The 16,199-nt window shown below is 71.1% G+C and carries 14 protein-coding genes and 1 tRNA gene; 12 read left to right on the top strand and 3 right to left on the bottom strand.

The window, feature by feature from the left end:
- The first annotated feature begins 127 nt into the window (after nucleotides 1-127).
- From ABZ192_RS28175 to ABZ192_RS28185, 3 genes are read left to right on the top strand one after another with little or no spacing between them, the layout of a single operon-like run.
- The gene (locus ABZ192_RS28175) at nucleotides 128-853 is read left to right on the top strand and encodes an ABC transporter ATP-binding protein (protein WP_356927271.1); all 726 of its coding nucleotides are present in this window, start codon (nucleotides 128-130) and stop codon (nucleotides 851-853) included.
- A complete protein-coding gene (locus tag ABZ192_RS28180; RefSeq protein ID WP_356927272.1) occupies nucleotides 847-3,285 on the top strand; it encodes an FtsX-like permease family protein in 2,439 nt (812 codons plus the stop codon). The genes ABZ192_RS28175 and ABZ192_RS28180 overlap by 7 nt, the downstream gene beginning before the upstream one ends.
- A 58-nt stretch (nucleotides 3,286-3,343) precedes the next feature.
- The gene (locus tag ABZ192_RS28185) at nucleotides 3,344-3,877 is read left to right on the top strand and encodes a helix-turn-helix domain-containing protein (RefSeq protein WP_356927273.1); all 534 of its coding nucleotides are present in this window, start codon (nucleotides 3,344-3,346) and stop codon (nucleotides 3,875-3,877) included.
- A 300-nt stretch (nucleotides 3,878-4,177) separates the two neighbouring features.
- Here the strand turns inward: ABZ192_RS28185 and ABZ192_RS28190 are convergent, their stop codons facing one another.
- Complete coding sequence (locus ABZ192_RS28190) at nucleotides 4,178-4,408, bottom strand: hypothetical protein (protein WP_356927274.1); 231 nt, start codon at nucleotides 4,406-4,408, stop codon at nucleotides 4,178-4,180.
- 7 nt (nucleotides 4,409-4,415) lie between these two features.
- A complete protein-coding gene (locus ABZ192_RS28195) occupies nucleotides 4,416-4,880 on the bottom strand; it encodes a hypothetical protein (protein ID WP_356927275.1) in 465 nt (154 codons plus the stop codon).
- A gap of 154 nt (nucleotides 4,881-5,034) precedes the next feature.
- On the opposite strand from ABZ192_RS28195, the gene ABZ192_RS28200 reads away from it, so the two are divergent.
- The 8 genes from ABZ192_RS28200 (at nucleotide 5,035) to ABZ192_RS28235 (ending at nucleotide 14,812) form a co-directional block, all read left to right on the top strand.
- Nucleotides 5,035-5,223 carry a hypothetical protein gene (locus ABZ192_RS28200; RefSeq protein ID WP_356927276.1) on the top strand — a complete coding sequence of 63 codons (189 nt, stop codon included), beginning with the start codon at nucleotides 5,035-5,037 and terminating at the stop codon, nucleotides 5,221-5,223.
- Between the two features lie 822 nt (nucleotides 5,224-6,045).
- Entirely contained in the window at nucleotides 6,046-9,768 is a 3,723-nt protein-coding gene (locus tag ABZ192_RS28205; RefSeq protein ID WP_356927277.1) for a helix-turn-helix domain-containing protein, read from the top strand.
- Between the two features lie 527 nt (nucleotides 9,769-10,295).
- Nucleotides 10,296-10,457, top strand: coding sequence for a hypothetical protein (locus ABZ192_RS28210; RefSeq protein ID WP_356927278.1), 162 nt, complete (start codon nucleotides 10,296-10,298; stop codon nucleotides 10,455-10,457).
- 99 nt (nucleotides 10,458-10,556) lie between these two features.
- Entirely contained in the window at nucleotides 10,557-11,831 is a 1,275-nt protein-coding gene (locus ABZ192_RS28215) for a glycosyltransferase (protein ID WP_356927279.1), read from the top strand.
- Nucleotides 11,828-13,225: a hypothetical protein gene (locus tag ABZ192_RS28220; RefSeq protein ID WP_356927280.1), complete on the top strand. Its 1,398-nt coding sequence runs from the start codon at nucleotides 11,828-11,830 to the stop codon at nucleotides 13,223-13,225. The genes ABZ192_RS28215 and ABZ192_RS28220 overlap by 4 nt, the downstream gene beginning before the upstream one ends.
- An 84-nt stretch (nucleotides 13,226-13,309) precedes the next feature.
- Entirely contained in the window at nucleotides 13,310-13,507 is a 198-nt protein-coding gene (locus ABZ192_RS28225) for a hypothetical protein (RefSeq protein ID WP_356927281.1), read from the top strand.
- A 29-nt stretch (nucleotides 13,508-13,536) separates the two neighbouring features.
- Nucleotides 13,537-13,854 carry a hypothetical protein gene (locus ABZ192_RS28230; protein WP_356927282.1) on the top strand — a complete coding sequence of 106 codons (318 nt, stop codon included), beginning with the start codon at nucleotides 13,537-13,539 and terminating at the stop codon, nucleotides 13,852-13,854.
- A 115-nt stretch (nucleotides 13,855-13,969) separates the two neighbouring features.
- The gene (locus tag ABZ192_RS28235; protein WP_356927283.1) at nucleotides 13,970-14,812 is read left to right on the top strand and encodes a ribosome-inactivating family protein; all 843 of its coding nucleotides are present in this window, start codon (nucleotides 13,970-13,972) and stop codon (nucleotides 14,810-14,812) included.
- A 365-nt stretch (nucleotides 14,813-15,177) separates the two neighbouring features.
- Here ABZ192_RS28235 and ABZ192_RS28240 read toward each other — a convergent pair.
- A tRNA-Leu gene (locus ABZ192_RS28240) sits at nucleotides 15,178-15,261 on the bottom strand.
- Between the two features lie 474 nt (nucleotides 15,262-15,735).
- Between ABZ192_RS28240 and ABZ192_RS28245 the strand changes: the two genes are divergently transcribed.
- Nucleotides 15,736-16,199 (top strand): DUF3662 domain-containing protein (locus ABZ192_RS28245; protein WP_356927284.1); only part of this gene is annotated, 464 nt, incomplete at its 3' end.

Raw genomic sequence — 16,199 nt, forward strand, 5'->3', positions numbered from 1 at the left:
GGCCCAGACGGAGGCCCGGGGGTATGCCTGGCCCTACCCCAGGTCTAGGCCCCGCCGCACTGCGCCGAGACCCCTCCGCGCGGTTCTGTTGAGGCCACCGGTCAACCGACACCGAGCAGGGGAACCCATGACACACGACGCCATCCGGCTGGACTCCGTCACCAGGGCATACGGACCCCTGACCGCACTCGCCGGCGTCTCCCTGGCATTCCCCGCCGGGACCTTCACCGCCGTCATGGGCCCCTCCGGCTCCGGCAAGTCGACCCTGCTCCAGTGCGCCGCCGGCCTGGACCGGCCCACCTCCGGCTCGGTCACCCTCGCCGGCACCGAGCTGACCGGGCTGAGCGAGCGCCGGCTGACGCTGCTGCGCCGCGAGCGCGTCGGGTTCGTCTTCCAGGCGTTCAACCTGCTGCCCTCACTGACCGCCGAGCAGAACGTCGCCCTGCCCCTGCGGCTGGCCGGCCGACGCGTCCCCAAGGCCCGGGTGCGCCAGGCGCTCCAGCAGGTCGGCCTCGCCGAACGAGCCCGGCACAGACCGTCCCGGCTCTCCGGCGGCCAACAGCAACGCGTCGCCCTGGCCCGGGCGTTGATCACCCGCCCCGACGTGCTGTTCGCCGACGAACCGACGGGCGCCCTGGACACGCGGACCGGCCACGAGGTGCTCGGGCTGCTGCGCGGCATGGTCGACCGCGAGGGCCAGACGGTCGTCATGGTCACGCACGACCCGGTGGCCGCCGCGTACGCCGACCGCGTGGTCTTCCTCGTCGACGGGCGCGTCCACGGGGAGTTGACCGCTCCGAGCGCCGACACCGTCGCCGCGCGCATGACCCGTCTGGAGGCCGTGCCGTGCTGAGCGTCGCCCTGCGCACCCTGCGCACCCGCTGGGCCACCTTCACCGGCAGCTTCGTCGCGCTGTCGCTGGGCGTGGCGCTGCTGACCGTGACGGGCCTGGCCCTGGCCTCGTCGGCCACCGCCCCGCAGCGCGCCCCCGAGCGCTTCGCGGCGGCGCCGGTGGTCGTCAAGAGCCAGGACGTCCTGCGCGTACCGGCCCCGACGGGCGACCGCGAGTCCCGGCTCGCCCATCCGCGCCCGGTACCCGCCGCGACCGTCGCGGCGTTGCGGAGACTGGGCCGGGTCGTGGCGGACAGGTCCTTCGCCGTCCACGCTCCGGCCGCTCCCTCGGACCTGGTCGGCCACCCCTGGTCCACCGCCGCGTTCGCCCCCTACGACCTCGCCTCCGGGCGGTCCCCCCGCACCGCCGGCGAGGTCGCCGTCACCGGCGACTGGGCACGCCCCGGCATGCGCCTGCACACCGACCGGGGCCCGGTACGCGTCGTCGGCACACTCACCTCGCGCGACTTCGAGAACGCCGTGTTCTTCACCGACGCTCGTGCGGCCCAACTCGCGCCCTCGCTCACACAGTTGGTTGTCGAGGCCGATCCGGCGGCCGTGCGGCAGGCGGTGGGCGACCGCGCCCAGGTCCTCACCGGGACCGCGCGCCGCCTCGCCGACGCCGACCCCGGCCGGGACGGCGAGGCGCTCACGGCGATGAACTCCCTGTTCGGCACCGCCGGCGGCGTCACCGCCTTCGTGTCGGTCTTCGTCGTGGCGTCGACCTTCGCCTTCGCGGTCGCCCAGCGGCGCCGGGAGTTCGCCCTGCTGCGCACCGCCGGGGCCACCCCGGGCCAGATCCGCCGGACCGTCCTCACCGAGGCCCTCGCCGTCGGCACCCTCGCCTCGGCAGCCGGGTGCGCGCTCGGCTCCCACGCAGCGCCCCGCCTCGCGGCCTGGACCGTCGGCAACGACCTCGCCCCGGCCTGGTTCACCATCGGCGACCACACCTGGCCGTACCACGCGGCCTTCTGGACCGGCCTGCTCGTCGCGCTGTGCGGAGCGACCGCGGCGTCCTGGCGGGCCGGCCGCACCGGCCCCACCGAGGCGCTGCGCGAGGCCGCCGCGGAGACCAGGACCATCACCCGGGGCCGCCTGCTGTCCGGCACGGCCCTGCTGTTGACGGCCGCGGTGACACTGGGCCTGTCCCTGGCCGACGACCCGTCCGACCTGCTGCACCGCAAGACCTACATCAGCCGCCCCATGCTGCTGATCACCGCGACCGCCCTGTTCTCCCCGCTCCTGCTGCGCCCCCTGACCCGGCTGCTGACGTGGCTGCCGGGCCCCTGCGCCCTGCTGGTCCGTGAGAACACCGCCGCCGGTATGCGCCGCACCGCCGCCCTCGCGGCCCCCGTCCTGGTCACCGTCGCCCTCGCCGGTTCACTCCTCGGCGCCACCGCCACCCTGAACCGGGCACAGGCCACCGAGACGAGCGAGCGCACCACCGCCGCCTTCGTCCTGACCCCGCCGGCCGGCACCGGCTTCGACGACGCCGCCTTGCGCAGACTGCGCGCCGTCCCGGGCACGCAGATGTCACCGACATCCTCCACGTCCGTCCACGTCCTGGAGGACGGCGTGGCCCTCATCCGCTCCGAAGCCCGCGCCGCCGCCCCCGGCGCCCTCGCGGCCACCACCCGCCTGCCCCTGACCGCCGGCGCGGTGAGCGACCTCGACGACGACTCGATCATCGTCAACGAGGAGTGGCAACGGCACCGCGTGGGCGACCGCGTCCGGGTATGGCTCGGCGACGGAACGCCGCGCACCCTGCGGATCGCCGCGGTGATGCCCACCGGCACCGGCGACCACGGCGTCTACGTCACACCGCGCAACGCCCCGGGCGCCACGGTCGACCGGATCGACGTGGCCCTGACCGCCGACGCCGATCCGAAAACCGTCGCCACCGCCCTGCACCAGGCACTCGGCACCGGGAAGGGGCAGGTCCTCACCCGCGACGCCTGGATCCGGGCCACCCACCCCGAGACGAACCGCACCACCCGCCTCGGCCTGCTGCTGGTCCTCGGCATCGCCCTCCTCTACACGGGCATCTCCGTGGCCAACACCATGGTCATGGCGACGTCGGACCGGATGCGCGACCTGGCCGTGCTGCGGCTGGCCGGCGCCACCCGGTGGCAGGTCCTGCGGCTGACCGGCGCCGAGGCCCTGACGGTCGTGGCGGCCGGCGCCCTCCTCGGCCTCCTGGTCGCCGCCGTCAACCTGGCCGGCATGGCGAGCGCCCTCGCCCTGCTGTCGGCCCCGGCCGCGATCGAGCTCCCCTGGCAGGCCCTCGGCACGACGACGGCCCTCTGCGCCCTCGTCGCCGTGACCTCCGCACTCGCCCCGGCCGCCCTCGCCCTGCGCCGCCGCCCGGCGGAACTGGCGGGCGTACGGGAGTGAGGGGCACAGGGACGCCGAGGCCGGTCCATCTCATGATGAAACCGATAACCTGGCAGCCGTGAAACGGACCTCGTTCGACACCTGGCCCTGCTCCATCGCCCGCACCGCCGGCATCCTGGGCGACGCCTGGAGCCTGCTGGTGCTGCGTGAGGTCTTCTACGGTGAATCCCGCTTCGACGGCTTCATCGGCTCGCTCGGCATCGCCCGCAACACGCTCACCGACCGGCTGCGGCGCCTGGAGGCCGAGGGCCTGCTGCGACGGCAGGCCTACCAGAGCGACCCGGTCCGCCACGCGTACCTGCTGACGGACAAGGGCCGTGACTTCTTCGGCGTCCTCGCCGCGATCAACGCCTGGGGCGACCGCTGGCTGGCCGGCGACGAGGGCGCCCCGGTCGTCCTGCACCACACGCCCTGCGGCCACGACACCGAGGCCCGGGTCGTCTGCTCCTCCTGCGGCGAGCCACTGCACCACCAGGACACGACGCCCCGCCCCGGCCCCGGCTACCCGACCCGCCTCCTCGACGCCCCCGCCACACGCGAACGCTTCACCCCCGGCCGTTCGCTGGGGGACCCCCGGACCAACCAGACCTGAGAGCTTCCTCACGCGCACGCAACCCACGAGTGCCACAAGACAACTCTCACATCCGCGGATGCGAAAAAGGGCGGCATCAGAACGATGCCGCCCTTTTCGACGGCGTCCGTAAGACACCGACGAAATGCAGTGATCAGGCTCCACGAGTGCGAAACGTTGAGTGTTTCCCGCACTGTTGGCACAGACTTCCCCACGACAGAGGCCAGGGCGCGTCAAGGCCCCGAGCGTCCCGCACTCGCAAGACGTCGGCACTCAGCAGCAGGAGAGCGCCTTTCGGCAGCCCGCGTCACTGTGCCGAACTCACTTGCTCTCTCCCCTCCTCTTTTCCATCCAGGACTGGCAGAGCCATCGGGCGAGTGTTCCTGTCAGGACGGCGACAATGATCGCCCCCCAGTCGATGACGTGCGGAAGCCCAGGAAAGAAAGCGAAGAAGGCAAGGGTCACGACGAGACCTGCCACGAACGCGGCGATCCCAGCCGACCGCCGTCGCGCCTCCCATCGCTGGTCTCGCCCCTGCTGTTGATCAATCATGAACCGCTCACTTCGTGATGTGGTGGCACTGACTCACTCGGCGCACCCCGTTGACGTACAGATGCGCACACGCCTTCCCATAACGAGGCAGCGTCTGGGGAGAGTTGCTCCGCATCGGATCGATCTTGCACTCGGGGTGCGTTCGCCCCCGGGACGTCCTGTATGTCTTGTTGTTGGTATTCGCGTACGTGAAGTCGATCCGCCAGTTGCAGAAGCCGGTCCCGAGCGCGGCGACGAATGCACAGTCGACTCCGGCGTTCTGATAAGTGATCTTCTTCCCGCCGCCTCGGATGACGTGTGTGAACATGCAACCGGTCGGAACCTTCATCGTCATGCCACCAACGCTGTACTGGAAGGTTCGGACAGGAGTCGATCCGACAGCGCCGGCCTGCGCCCCCGAGGAACTCGTCATGACGAGAGCGCACGCGGCGGCAAGGGCCATAAAAAACCTGGATCGATAAAGCGCCTTCACGAATAATCCCCTTCCGACGGAAAATCTCTCCGACCGAAAAGAACTCCGGCGCCGCGATCATGTTTCTGTCCGCTGGAATGGTTCACCGACTTGAGTGATCAAGGGATAGTGCGCTGACCAGCTGCGGACGGCGCGATCCACACCGAGCCAGCGGATGATGTGCCCCGCCGACACCGCCAAGCCCAGTGCCGTTCGCCAGGACGCCACCGACCACACCGTGGCCATGCACCGCCTCCAGCCGATCCTCGCGAACCGCCACAAGATCGAGAACGGCGAGCACCCCCGCCGCCGCACCCATCACCGCCGCCCGAAGAAACGAAGACAGGCCCCACCCGTGAGATAGCTCACCCGTCGGGACCTGTTGTGGTCTGCCCTGACCGTCTGTGTGATGCCCCACAGGGACGCCGGAATGAGAAATGGGCCCCTGCGGTGACTTCCGTCACCTGCAGAGACCCGTCTCGTCGGTACCTCATGGTGGGGAACCGACGGAATGCGCTGGTCAGGGGGTATGCACACCTGCGAGAAGATCGTTTCCCGCGCTGTGCCGTCGGTTTTCCCGCGGCCCAGGCCAGAGGCTGGTTCAAGGATTGAGCCTGACCGCCAGGCCGCGGACGATGCGTACATGCTGGGTTGCGCAGGTGGAAGGCGATGTCGTGGCGACACTCCTCGATGGTGGTGGCGGCACGGCACGGTCGGGGATGCGCACGGCGGTCAAGGCCCGGACGGCCTCGCGCAGTGAAACCCTGCTTCTCGCCGGAGGCGAAGCGGTAGATGGTCAGGGCGACGATGATGATGGCGCCGTTGAGGAACTGGTTCCACAGGGGCGTTACGCCGGTCAGCAGCCAGGCCGGCGCGCTGCAGCCCACCGCGAACAGGTTCCCGCAGCCCCAGATCGCCGCCGGGACCCTGGAAGCCTGAGCCGCTGGTTGTTGCCGCCGCGAGCCCACCGATCGTTTGCTTTCGGCGACCAGAGCTCCGTACGGGGTCCGTCGTGACGACGTCCGATGGGGCCATGGTTCTGTTTCTCCTGGTTGTCAGGTAGCCGCTGGTACGAACGACTTCTCCGGCGGACATCACAGTCGGAAAGTGTTCTCGCCCGACGGAGACGAAAAGTACCTTGTGCTGCTGATCAGCTTTTCTTCTTGTATGTGAAAGAGGCTTCGCGATGGGGCGTCCTGAACGACCGGTCGACCCGGCGGCCGGTCCCGTGCAGCGACTCGCCCACGATCTTCGGGAGCTGCGCCGTTCGGCGGGTGGCGTGTCGTACCGGACCATGGCGAAGAAGGCCGGCTTCTCGGTGACGACTCTGGCGAAAGCCGCGAGCGGCGAGCGACTGCCGTCGTTGGCCGTGCTCCAGGCGTACGTCCATGCATGCGGGGAAGACCCCGCTCCGTGGGCGGCACGGTGGGCCGAGGCCGAGGCGCTGGCCGGGGAGAAGAGGCAGGAGGATGCCGACGCCGCACCGCCCTACCGTGGCCTCGCGCGCTTCGAGCCGGATGACCGTGAGCTGTTCTTCGGCCGGAACCGACTGATCGACGAGCTGAGCGAGCTGGGGCGCGGGTCCGCGTTCGCCGTGGTGTTCGGGGCCTCCGGCAGCGGCAAGTCCTCCCTGCTGCGGGCCGGTCTGATTCCCCTGCTGCGGGAGAAGATCGCGCAGCAGGGGCGTAAGGCGGTGCTTCGGATCCTCACTCCGGGAGCCCGGCCCGCCACCACCTACGGACACCTGCTGGCGCCGAAGGCCGACGATCCAGAGTGCTGGGTGGTGGTCGATCAGTTCGAGGAGGTCTTCACCCTCTGCCGCGAACGCGCCGAGCGTGACCGCTTCCTCGACCTTCTGCTCGCCGCGCGCGACCCGGGAAGCCGACTGCGCGTGCTCATCGCCGTACGGTCCGACTTCTACGCACGGTGCGCCGAGCACCCTCGACTGGCGGAGGCGCTGCACGGGAGCGGGCTGCTGGTCAGGCCCATGACCGCCGACGAGCTGCGCGAGGCGGTGATCGGTCCCGCGCAGGCGGCCGGGCTCATCGTGGAGCGGACTCTGACCGCACGGATCGTCGAGGACGTGCTCGACGAGCCCGGCGGACTGCCGATGCTGTCCCACGCCCTGCTGGAGACCTGGCGGCGGCGCAAGGGACGGATGCTGACCCTGGCCGCGTACGAAGCGGCCGGCGGGGTACGCGGCGCGATCGCGGCCAGCGCCGAGGAGGCGTACGGGGAACTCTCACCGGCGCAGGCGCACGCCGCCCGGCACCTGCTCCTGCGGATGGTCGAGCCCGGCCAGGGCAACGCCGACACGCGCCGCCCGCTCAGCTGGGAGGAAATGGCCGGGTGGGAGGACCCCGAAGTACGAGCCGTCGCCGGGCGGCTGACCCGGGCCCGGCTGCTGACCAGCGACGACGACGGAGTGCACCTCGCCCACGAGGCGCTCATCACCTGCTGGCCACGGCTGCGCGAGTGGATCGACGCGGACCGGGAGCGGCTGCGCCACCACCGGCAGCTGACCGACGCCGCCCGCACCTGGCTGGAGCACGACCGCGACCCGGGCACGCTCTACCGGGGCACCCGCCTGGCGCGGGCCGAGGAACTGTTCGCGGGCGACGACCGCGGCTACGACGGTCTCACGTCCGAGGAGACGGCCTTCCTGGTCACCGCGGCCGAGCAGCGGGCGACGGAGGAGCGGGCCGCCACCCGGGCCCGGCGCCGCAGCCGCACGCTCACGGCCTCGCTCTGCGCCGTGCTGGCGGTGGCCCTGATCGTCGGCCTGACCGCCCTGCGACTGCGTCAGGAGAGCGAGAAACAGACCACCGACGCGGCGGCCCGCCGGGTGGCCGCGGTCGCCGACGCGCTGCGTACCACCGACCCGCGCACCGCGATGCTGCTCGGCGTCGCCGCATGGCGCATCTCTGAGCTGCCGGAGTCCCGCCGAGCCCTGCTGGGCGCGCTGGCCCAGCCCGAACTGGGCAACTTCACCGACCCGGCGCCCGGTGACGAACCGAACCGGTACCTCGACAGCTCCGGGCGCACGCTGCTCAGCATCGGCGACAACACCTGGCGGACGTGGGATGTGGGAACCCACCGCCGTATCGCCTCGGGGCCGGTACCTCACGGGGCGATACTCGGCGCGGGTCCGGGCGGCCGGGTGCTCGTCATCCAGACCGACCAGGACACCCAGCGGCTGTGGGACACCCGAACGAGGCGCTGGATCGGGGGTCCCCTGCCGTTCAGGGACTTCGTGAGCTTCGCGGCGAGTGGCCGCAACTACCTGGTGAGGAGCCCGGACGACGACCGGGCTGGGCTCTACTCGGTCACCGACGGCCATCTGATCTTCCGTACCCCGTCGACCGGCAGCGGGGAGCTCGCCCACGCGGCGGCCGACGACCGGCTGCTGGCCGTCTGCCCGCGAGGCCGGGCCCCGCAGGTCTGGGACACCTCCGCGCGCAGCGTCCGCGCCGGTGCCTGGACCAGGGCTCGCGGCGTCTGTGGTGAGGACGCCTTCCTGGGCCTCACCGGCGGCCGGCTCCTCGCTCTCACCGAGGGCCGGGTGCGTGTATGGGACACCACGTCGGGACGAGAGCTCACCGACGTCGCCCACCCGGGGGCCGATGGCGCCGTCGTGAGCGCGGACGGCTCGTTTCTGGCGACCGGCGGCGGCCAGGAGATCAGAGTGTGGCGTCTGCCCAACGGCGGCGCCCCCGTTTTCCGCCACTCCTTGGACAACGAGTCGCTCTCCGGTCTCGCCTGGGACTCCTCGCGGCCCCAGCTGCGGTACCTCGAAGGGGGCACGGTCCACACCCTCGACCTCACCACGACACTCACCCGGGCCTGGCGCAAGAGTCCGCTCGCCGGGGTCCGGCTCAGCCCCGACGGCAGGACGCTCGCCACCGCCGAACGTATCGGTGACCGCTACGTCTTCCAGCTGCGGAACACGCGCGACGGCCGTCTGCTGCGAACCCTGCCGGACCCGTCACGTCCCGTCTTCCGCACCGGCACACCGACGGTCCCCGCGGACGCCACCGAGCCCTTGCTGTCCTTCAGCCCCGACGGCGGCACGTTCGCGTACGGAGTCTCCGCCGCCGGCTGGGACACGGTGCCTCAGCGTCTGACGGTGTGGGACGTGGCCGTCGGACGGGCGAAGACCACTGTGGACCTGGCGACGGCGTCCGCGATGCCGCCGGACGCGATCGCCCTGGGACCGGGCGGCCGTACGCTCCTCACCGCACGTCTGACCGACGACGGCTACGTCAACGAGACATGGGACACCACGCGGCGGCGGAGGACGGCGCTCCTCCCCGGCCCGGCCGGCCGTCATCTGGCCGTCAGCCCAGACGGCGGGCTCCTCGTGACCGACAACCGCGTCGTCCGAGCGGGCCGGTCCCACGCCCATGACCTCGTCCAGCACGACGGCATCGGAGCCATCGCCTTCGCTCCCGACGGCTCCGGCCTCGCGGCGGGCGACTGGACAGGGCGGGTGGCCGTCTGGGACGGCGACCTCCGGCACCGAGCGGGCATCCTGAGGAACGTCTTTCTGGCGCCCGTCGATCCGTCCTCCGACTCAGCCGAGGCGATCAGGGCTCTCGCGTTCAGTCCGGACGGCAGCACGCTCGCCGTCGGCGGCGACTCGGGCACCGTCCAACTCTGGGACATCGCAACCCAGCAACCTCTCGGTCCTTCTCTGCCCACTCCCGGTGGAAGCGTCGACACGCTCGCCTTCAGCCCGGACAGCACCACGCTGTACGCGGGCGGCAAGCACGTCCCGCTCCAGCGGTACGTGGTGGATCCGGACCGAGCGGTGTCCCTTGTCTGCGCCCGTGCCGGGAAGGCCGAGCTGACTCGTGCGCAGTGGCACACCTACGTTCCGGACCAGCCGTACAGGCGGGTCTGCCCCTGACCGTCTCGGTGGATCATGAAAGTGGCCGGGGCAGCGGTGCGATCCAGCCACGGGACTCGCGCCAGTACGGCTCGAACCAGTACCCGCCCGCCCGCCTGCCTTCCTTGCTGCTTCCGCTGACGTGGTGGTGGCGCCGGCGGTCCTGCCCGCCGGACTTCTCGACCCGTTGATCAGGGCGGGCTGCTGCCCAGGCCGAGGGGGAAGTCCGGACCGGGGCAGCGACGGGTCGATCGTCAAGGGCCCAGGAGTTGTCCCTCCCACCATCCCACCGTCAAACAGTCCCCCTCGCCCGCGAGCCACCGCCGACGGCCGGCGTGATCCCGCCTCGCCGAAGTCCTCAGCGCCGGGTCCGGAAGCAATCTCCAGGGGCGTCCCGGTAGAGGCAGAAGCCTCTGACGCCGGCCAGTCCGCAACCGCCCACCGAATTGTCTGACCTGGCAAAGGGACGTGCCAAACAACGTTCCGGTTGCGAGCGTCGGTGCAGCAAGGCCGGATCCCGGCACCCTGAGTCACCCGGAGAAGAGCACATGTCTTCCACCGGCGCGATGACGCGCCCCGAATCGGAAGCGCCTCAACAGCCGCCGCGACGCCGCACCCGCAAGATCACCGTCGGCTCGGTCGTCACCACCCTGGCGCTGTCGGTCCTCGCGGGGCCTTCACAGAACGCGCGCGGCAGGGCCCGCCCATAGTCCCGCCGCCTCTGGCCGCCACGGATGCGGTCGCCTCGCCGAAGGCGAACACAGTGACACTGACCAGCCAATTCACAGGGAAACCGGGGGACGCCGCACGTGCGCATCGCCTTCCTGCTGCACAACGCCTACGCGATGGGCGGCACCGTACGGACGACCATGACACTCGCCGACACGCTCGCCGGGCGACACCAGGTGGAACTCGTGTCCGTCTTCCGGCACCGCGAGAAACCGCAACTGGAGCGGTCGCCGGAGGTACCGCTGCGGGCCCTGGTGGACCGGCGCAAGGGATCCGAGGACGCGGCGGACCCCCTCGCCCAGCGGGCCGGGGAGGTCTTCCCGAAGGGGGACAGCCGCTCGCACCAGTACCACCGGCTCGCCGAACAGCGGGTCATCGACTGGCTGCGGGAGACGGACGCCGACGTCATCGTGGGCACCAGGGCCGGACTCAACGCGCTGCTGGCCCGGTTCGGGCCACGACATGCCGTGCTCGTCGGCCAGGAGCACCTCACCCACGACAACCACTCGCACCGGCTGCGGACGGAACTCCAGCGCTGGTACGGCGGTCTCGACGCGCTGGTCACCATGACCGAGGCCGACGCGCGCGACCACCGGCGCGGCATGCGGCTGCCGCACACCCGGGTGCTGGCCATCCCCAACAGCGTCCCCGAACCCTCGGTGGGGCCGGCCGACGCGGCGGCCAAGGTCGTCGTCGCGGCGGGACGGCTGGCCCGCGTCAAGCGGTACGAGATGCTGGTCGACGCGTTCGCCCTGGCCGGGGCGGCCTGCCCCGACTGGTCCCTGCGCATCTACGGGGACGGCGCGGAACGCGCCCGGCTAGCCGACCGGATAGCCCACCACGGGCTGGGAGACCGGGTCCTCCTGATGGGTTCGGCCACTCCCATCGAGGCCGAGTGGGTCAAGGGCTCCATCGCCGCGGTGACCTCCGCGCACGAGTCGTTCGGAATGACGATCGTGGAGGCCATGCGCTGCGGCCTGCCCGTGGTGAGCACCGACTGCCCGCACGGGCCCGGCGAGATCATCCGCCACGGTGTGGACGGCTGTCTCGTCCCGCGCGACAGCACCCGGGGTGTGGCCGACGCGCTGCTGGCACTGATGCGGGACGACGGACGGCGTGCGGAGATGGGCAGGGCCGCCCGGGCCAGTGCGGCGAAACGATTCACCCCGGACGGCGTCGCCGACCGCTACGAGCGCCTGTTCAGCACCCTGGTGGAGGAGCGGGCCGAGCGGTCCGCTCCACCGCCCGGCCCGGCCGACTGGCGCGCCCGTGCCACCGTGCTCGCCGCCACGGCAGGCATCCTCGCCCGCGCAGCGGTGCGCCGCGGGCGGCGCAAGCTGGGGTGGGTCGGATGAACGCGGATCGCACAGCGGCCTCGGCACGGCGGATGCTGTGGATCGTGGTCGCCGGGTTCTGTGTGGTGTCGGCCGTCCTCGTACCGCTCACACTGCCGCTCGGCTGGGACGAGCTCGTGTACGCCAGCCGCTTCGGGCCGTACGGTCCCGCGACCCCGTTCAGCGCCCCGCGCACCCGTGGGGTCCCCCTGCTGCTTGCTCCGATCGCCTCCTGGAGCGACTCGACGGTACTGCTCAGGGTGTGGCTGCTCCTGCTGGCCGGAGGTGCGCTCTGGCTGGGATTCCGGCCCTGGCTGCGGATCGTGCACCGCCCGGCGGCGGTGTGGGTGGCGGCCGGGCTGTACGGCAGCCTGTGGATCACTGTGTTCTACGCCGGTTCCGCGATGCCGAACCACTACACCGCGATGGGTGCCACCGCCGCGGTGGGCTGTTTCCTCGCGCCGCGCCCCCGGTACGCGGGTGTCGCGGCAGGCCTGGCGGTCGTGACCCTGATGCGGCCCAACGACGGTGTGGCCGTCGCCGCGCCGCTCCTCCTGGCCGCCGTACTGATGCCCGCACTGCGCGGCCACGGCCACCTGAGGGGGCGTCTGTCGGCCGTGGCGGCCGGACTCGTGGCGGGTGCGCTGCCCTGGGTCGTCGAGGCCGAGGTGCGGTTCGGCGGGGTGCGGAACCGGCTCGCGGAGGCCGACGAGGTCCAGGGCGGTCTGCGGGCCGTCTTCTCCCTGCGCCACCATCTCACCGCGCTGGACGGCCCGCTGCTGTGCCGTCCCTGTACGGGCGACAGCGTACGGCTGCCCGTGACGGAGTGGTGGGTGCTGCTGCCGCTGCTGGTCGGCCTGGGCCTGTGGGCGGAGCACCGGGCGCGCCGGTCCGCTGCACCGCTGTGGCTGTCCGTGGCGGTGGCGGCGGCCACGGCGGCGCCGTATCTCTTCCTCGTCCCCTACGCCGCGCCGCGGTTCCTCCTGCCCGCCTACGCTCTGCTGGCGCTCCCTGCCGCTGTCGGGCTCCTCGCCGTGGTCCACCGGGCCCGCACCCGCCGTTCACTGCCGACGGCCGCGGTGCTCGCCCTGGCACTCCTCGGGCACTGGGGCATCCAGATCGGGCTCGTCCACACACATGCGGGCATCCAGCAGCGGGCCCGCGGAGACTGGGTCCGGATCGAGTCCGTGCTGCGCGAGCACGGGGTGCACCCGCCGTGTGTCCTCGCGGGGAACACTTCGACGATTCCCATCGCCCACACCGCGGGCTGCACTGTCACGGAGACGGATCCCCCGGCGCACCCCAGTGCGCTGGTCCTTCGCGAGCGGAACCCACCGCACTGGGCGCGCGACTGGCCACGTTTTCCGGTGCCGGACACCTACAACCCCGGATGGACCGTCGTCGTGCGTCCATGACGGCCGACTGTGCCCCTCAGGGCGGTAGGGCTCTGCGGCCCCCGAGGTGCCAGCGTCCACTGGGGCGAACTGGACGCGCTCGGCATGCTGCACAACTCCCGCTACCCGCTGCTCGTGGAGCGCGCGTGGCTCAACCTGTGGCAGCAGGACGGTTTCCGCCCCGCCGGCAGTGACGCTTTCCACGTGGTCACGGAACTGCGGGTCCCCTACGAGGTGCCGGTCACCGGTCCCGGTTCGTACGCCGTCCATCTGTGGCTGGAGCGGCTGGCACCGCCAGTCTGACCTTTGCTTCCGCTGCTGCAGGGCTGACGGTGGCCCCACCCACGCCCACGGCGCTCTACGAAGACCAGCCGCTCCAGCGCCGGTTCCGGGACTCGAACGCCATCACCGCCCACATCCAGGTGAGCCCTGCGACGTGGGAGACGACCGGACGGATCCTCCTGGGTCGCTCCGGGAAACGTGCGCGGGGCGAGCGCGCGGGCGAGGGCTTCGGCCGCCGGCGCGAAGAGGCGGGCCATGGCGTCGAGCAGGTTGCCGGGCAGCCGCCGTACGCCAGCGGCGTCCTGCACCAGCGTGTCGCCCGCAAGGTAGAGGCGTGGACGACTACGGCGTTACGACCGGACAAGTAATGGGGAAGTCGGTCCTCCGGAATTGTATGCGGCGGCAAGAGGGGCCTGCCAAACAACCTCCCGGCTGTGAGCGTCGGTCGTGACATCGCTGCACGTCGAACAACCGGAGCGCACCATGCCCACCAGCGTCCTGATCGCGGTCGCCTTGTCCGTCCTTCTCGGGATCCTGGTGTTCTTCACGGTGCCCAGGGACACCGAGACATCCGCCTCGACGGCGGGGGACCATGTGCCGATCAACGCCGAGACCGTCGCCGGCAAGAAACACGTCGACTTCCCACAGGTCCGCTGGAACATCCACCGCGGCTCGGGCGCCTATCTGACCATGCTCGACCAGCTGCGCAACCTCGCCGAGACCTCGGCCAACGGCCGCGTCATGCCTGACTTCGACACCGGGGTGAACGTCGCCATCACCGGCAACACGGAGAGCCAGAGTTTCGCCGACATCGTGATCAGCAGCGGCAACCGCACCCCCGCGGTGCATGCGATCGTACGGCTCAGCGACTTCTGCGTCGTGCGGTTCTTCTCCAGCGACACCCCGCACAACTTCGTCCTGAACCTCGCCTCCGACGTCCCCGACCATGAGGACGCCGACGACAACTGGTTCCTCGGCAAGGCGGGCTACGACGCCCTCGCCCGCGTCGCGAACCAGTCGCTGACCGCCGTCAACCTGAACGAGTCCAGCCTTGAGAACAGCCTCAGGGACCTCGGCATCCGCGGCACCGACCGCACCGCCCAGGCGCGCGGCATGTTGCGCTACCTCATCGCCATCACCGAGGCCTCCCGGTTCCGCCCCATCGCCCACCGCATCGCGAACGGCATGGACAACGGCTCCGACGTCTTCGTCACCGCACAGCAGGTCGGCCTGCAACGTAACCAGTCCGGCATCGGCGATTCCTCATCAACGCCACCATCGACCTGCATGCCGCCCGCATCGACCGGGGGACATGGGTCCGGCTGATCGCAGCTCGACGCGGCTACCGGATCATGCCGAAGGAGAACGCCGAGGCCGGCGCCAAGCAGTGGCTGGACACACTGTCGCCGGGCGGCGAGCGACCTCGCCGACGTACCCACCACCGCCGGCAGACAAAAGAACCGAAGAGCTGGACCCCGACCGGCCACCGGGCACCAGCGGCACAGATCACTCCACCCGGCACGTCCACACCACCGAGACAGGCCCCACCCGTGAGATAGCTCACGCGTCGGGGGCCTGCTGTATGCCCTGATCAGGCTGTGCGATGCCTCACAACGATCAAGGGAACGAGAAACGGGCCCCTGCGGTGACTTCCGTCACTCACAGAGACCCGTTCCGTCGGTACCTCACGGTGCGCGAGGGGGGAGTTGAACCCCCACGCCCTTGCGGGCACTGGAACCTGAATCCAGCGCGTCTGCCTATTCCGCCACCCGCGCATTGGGTGTGTCGTGGGCTCCTGCCCCAGGGGGCCTGGCGCCTTCCGACACCCAGAACATTAGCACGCGGGACGGGGTGGATTCACATCCGTTCTTCCGCAGGCAGACCCGCCTCCGAACCTTCGGTGCCCCGGCCACGTATCAACGCGTGACGCTTCACGTATCAACCTCGTACCGGTACCCCCTGTCTCCCCAGGAGGCGGTCGGGGTCCACAGCCGGGTGCGGGACACTGGTCTTCAGCCGCCTCTACGATCCTTGTCAGGAGTACGCGAGAGCGGTTGCGCGGCAGCCGTACCACCGGAGGAGTTCGAAGGGGAGCTCCACAGGGAACTTCGTCATGCGTCGACATCCGTCGGCCGTGCTGACAGGGGGAACCAGCCGATCGAGCGGCGCGTGGATACGATCAGTAAGCAGTACCAGGCAAGCGGCCCTCAGGGCAGTACACAGGACGGCAGCGACGGAGGAGGTGCCCCATGGGAGTCCTGAAGAAGTTCGAGCAGCGTCTCGAAGGTCTGGTCAACGGCACCTTCGCCAAGGTGTTCAAGTCCGAGGTCCAGCCCGTGGAGATCGCCGGCGCGCTCCAGCGCGAGTGCGACAACAACGCCACCATCTGGAACCGCGACCGGACGGTCGTGCCCAACGACTTCATCGTCGAGCTGAGCACGCCGGACTTCGAGCGGCTCAGCCCCTACTCCGGCCAGCTCGGCGACGAGCTCGCCGGCATGGTGCGTGACTACGCCAAGCAGCAGCGCTACACCTTCATGGGCCCGATCAAGGTGCACCTGGAGAAGGCGGAGGACCTGGACACCGGCCTGTACCGGGTGCGCAGCCGTACGCTCGCCTCCTCCAGCAGCCAGGCCCCGTCAGGCGCCGCCGCGCCCGCCGCCCCGCCCGCCGGACGCCCCGGCGGCTACGGCTACCCGCCGGCCGCCGCCCC

The organism is Streptomyces sp. NPDC006235 (assembly GCF_040613735.1).
GTDB lineage: Bacteria > Actinomycetota > Actinomycetes > Streptomycetales > Streptomycetaceae > Streptomyces.